Annotated in this window: 2 protein-coding genes; one reads left to right on the forward strand and one right to left on the reverse strand. The window is 60.1% G+C overall.

The features are described from left to right. Positions 1-554 (forward strand): NRDE family protein (locus AC1D0Z_RS21535; protein WP_477660192.1); only part of this gene is annotated, 554 nt, incomplete at its 5' end. Here AC1D0Z_RS21535 and AC1D0Z_RS21540 read toward each other — a convergent pair. Beyond that, positions 511-1504: tetratricopeptide repeat protein (locus tag AC1D0Z_RS21540; protein ID WP_477660193.1), on the reverse strand; the 994-nt coding region annotated here is incomplete at its 5' end. The genes AC1D0Z_RS21535 and AC1D0Z_RS21540 overlap by 44 nt on opposite strands.

The following is a 1504-nucleotide window of genomic DNA, read 5'->3' on the forward strand; positions in this document are numbered from 1 at the left end:
GCGCCTGGACCTGGGTGACGAACAACCCCGCCGTCGCGTCCGGTGAAGCATCAAGATTGCATCTACAGGCTTTGCCACCAGGCCTCTACGGGTTATCCAACGCTGCACTCGATACCCCATGGCCCAAAACGCTGGAACTTAAACGGTCCCTGCAGGCCGCCCTGGAGGCGGACCCAAACCTGGGGTCTGTAGAACTTCAGGCGTCGCTGTGGTCTGCCTTGGCCAATCGCCGCCGTGCGCCGCCCGAGGCCCTTCCTGCTACCGGCATACCCCTGGTGCTGGAAGAAGCCCTGTCAAGCGCCTTTGTGGATTTTCCGGACCATGCCTACGGTACCCGTAGCAGTACGGTGCTGCTGGCGTCAGTGGACCCGGCTGCGCCATCAGCGCCATGCAGTGTTCAGGTCGAGGAGCGTACTTACGTGAGCCTCGCAGCGAATGGTGCTGGCAGGCAGCCGGTACATTCCGCTTCGCAACGCTTCACCGTGGAGTGGGCAAAGCCGCACGGGTATATCAGAGCCTGGGCCGGTAGTCGGGAGGGATGCGCTGGCGCGTAGCTTCCTTGTCTTTATCGGGTGAGGCGGCCATGGCCGCCTTGTAAAGCATCAATGCCTTCGCATCGTCCTTTTTCTGGAAGGCATAGAGATAGCCCAGTTTGACCAACCCGTCGACCTGCTGTTCAGGAAAGTGCTTGTTGCGCAGCTCCATGCCCTGCACGGCCAGGTCGTAATCGGCGTTTTTCACGCCAAGTATCCAGGCGGCGTTGAGCAGGTCGTAGTCATACGTGCCTTCTGCCAGGTACTGCTTGGTGAGCTTCTGGGCCTCTGCCATTTTCCCCGACCGGCTGAGAAGAATGACCTCCAGCGACCGGACCGAGACAGCAGTCGGCTGGAGTTTCTTGCAGCGTTCGAGATATTCAAAGGCTTGCTCCATGGCGCCCATCTGGGCATACCCTCGGGCAATGTTTGTCAGCAGGGCCACCACATACGGGCGCGAAGACACCACGGATTCCCAGATCCAGACGGCGTTGCGCCAGTCGCCCCAGCGAGCCAGTTCGTCGGCCACCATGGGCGTGAGTTTCCGGTAGTGAGGGTTGATGTTGGTGCCTTCGTTGATCAGCTCCAGCATTTCCAGCTTGGTGGTGTTCCAGCGCGGGTTGTTAACGTCTCCGGATTGCGTGATGGTCAATGCCAGCTTGATTGACCTGACAATCTTGCTTTCCGCGAGGATGGCCTGCTGGGATATATAGATTGCCAGGGCCAGGGCGAACATCAGGGTGATGCCCAGCACCTTCGAATACACAGGCTTCCAGGCAAGGTTTTGCGCGGCAAGTTTGCCCTTAATGCCCAGCCGCGCATCGGATGCGGCCAGGAGCGCCAGCGCCAGCGCAAATATCGCATCGGTGCTTGCCAGGTGCCAGGGAAATCCAATGTTGCTGACGATCAGGAGCGCCAGCAGGCTGGACAGAACAAGCRCACGTTCCGGTGCCTCCTGCAGGCCCTCTGGT

It is taken from the genome of Polaromonas sp. P1_E3 (genome assembly GCF_056405935.1).